The 1,474-nt window shown below is 36.8% G+C and carries 1 protein-coding gene; it reads left to right on the top strand.

Annotated elements, in window-relative coordinates; genetic code table 11:
* Nucleotides 1-122 precede the first annotated feature (122 nt).
* Nucleotides 123-1,376 (top strand): DUF805 domain-containing protein, encoded by a 1,254-nt coding sequence (locus K941_RS0112520; protein WP_147287579.1) that lies wholly within the window; start codon nt 123-125, stop codon nt 1,374-1,376.
* Nucleotides 1,377-1,474 lie beyond the last annotated feature (98 nt).

Below are 1,474 nucleotides of genomic sequence, written 5' to 3'. Positions count from 1 at the left end.
ACTCTAAATCCGAGAAAATGATAGAAAACACTTTGAACTTACTGTTTGCTAAGTGGAATGGAACTTTGAATTATGTATTTTAGTTTAACAATGCCTTATTTTCTATACCGACATTATTGGTTGTGTTAATAATGCGAGTGGCAATGGAGGGTGCTGTATCATCAATGGATAGTTACAGTGGTGCTGACTTGTTTTTAATGACAATCATTGAGTTGTTGCCATTATATTTTTTGATGTTTCTTGGTATTAAAAGATTGCACGATTGCGATTATAAAGGTTGGTGGATTTTAGTACCGTTTGTGGTTGCCGTTATTTGGTTTGTTCGTCCGACACAAGGGGTAAATCGCTTTGGTGCTGACCCAAGAGATGATTATTTTGATGATGAGATAGAAATAGAAAGCGATTATTCTTTTTGGGGCGTGGTTGCCATTTCAATGCTTATCAATATTTCACTAATTAACAATGCCTTAGAGATACAAAAATCACAAATACAATCATCGGTAGAACAAAACCATACACCAGCTTATCAAGACAATCAGCCGAGCAATATGCAAACACCCAATATCTCCCCTAATGATATTGTCACACCCAATACCAATAACGAGCCACCATTAAATCCACAGCTTGTTTTGGCAAAAGCTCAAAATAATTATAACAATGCGGTTGCCAATATAAATTCTGTTTGGAATAGCCTACACCCTAGCACGCAAGACTTTTTGCGAGCAGAGCAACGAGCCATTAACAAAAAACGAGAGGCTGATTGCACCGCTTATGGCAATGCCCAAAGCACGGACAAGGATTTGGCAAAGGCGTATCGTTATGCGTGCGAAGTACCACAATTAAATGAGAGAGCAGAATATCTAAAAACGCAATTAAATACAGTAGTAACACCACCTGCACCTAAAAATGTTGGACCTGCTTATTATCAAAATCAGCAAAGCAGTCAAAATGGCTATCATTTAAATGATTTGATCAATGATACGGTTAAAAAATCTTTATTATTTTTAGATAGAGACAGTGCCAGTTATGATGGGTATAGTCATAAATTAGAAATTCAGGATATTACTTATGCTGATGTTAATAATGATGGTATCAAAGATGCAGTGGTGGCACTGCGTTATTGTGAAGTGATAAATTGTCATACCACAACCAAATCATCAGAGTTGGCGGTTTATTTGGGTTTGGGTGATAATCAATATCTATATGGCGATATTAAAACTTTGGGGATTGACTTGACGGTTTATGTGGATACGCTTGGCAATATTTACACCCAATCAAAATATTATAGTGAACACGAAGATCCTGATTGTTGTCCTTCTATGGTCGTTGATAATGGTTTTGCTTTTAAAAATGGTAAATTAAGAGAGATGAATTGATTTTAATAGACTTCCTGCAAAACCCAAAAATAAGGAAAACCGTTCGTGGTGAGCTTGTCGAACCATAACGGTTTTCCGCCACCCCTCAACAAGCTCGG

Source organism: Moraxella caprae DSM 19149 (assembly GCF_000426885.1).
Lineage (GTDB): Bacteria > Pseudomonadota > Gammaproteobacteria > Pseudomonadales > Moraxellaceae > Moraxella > Moraxella caprae.
This window is presented reverse-complemented; position numbering and strand designations above follow the sequence as displayed.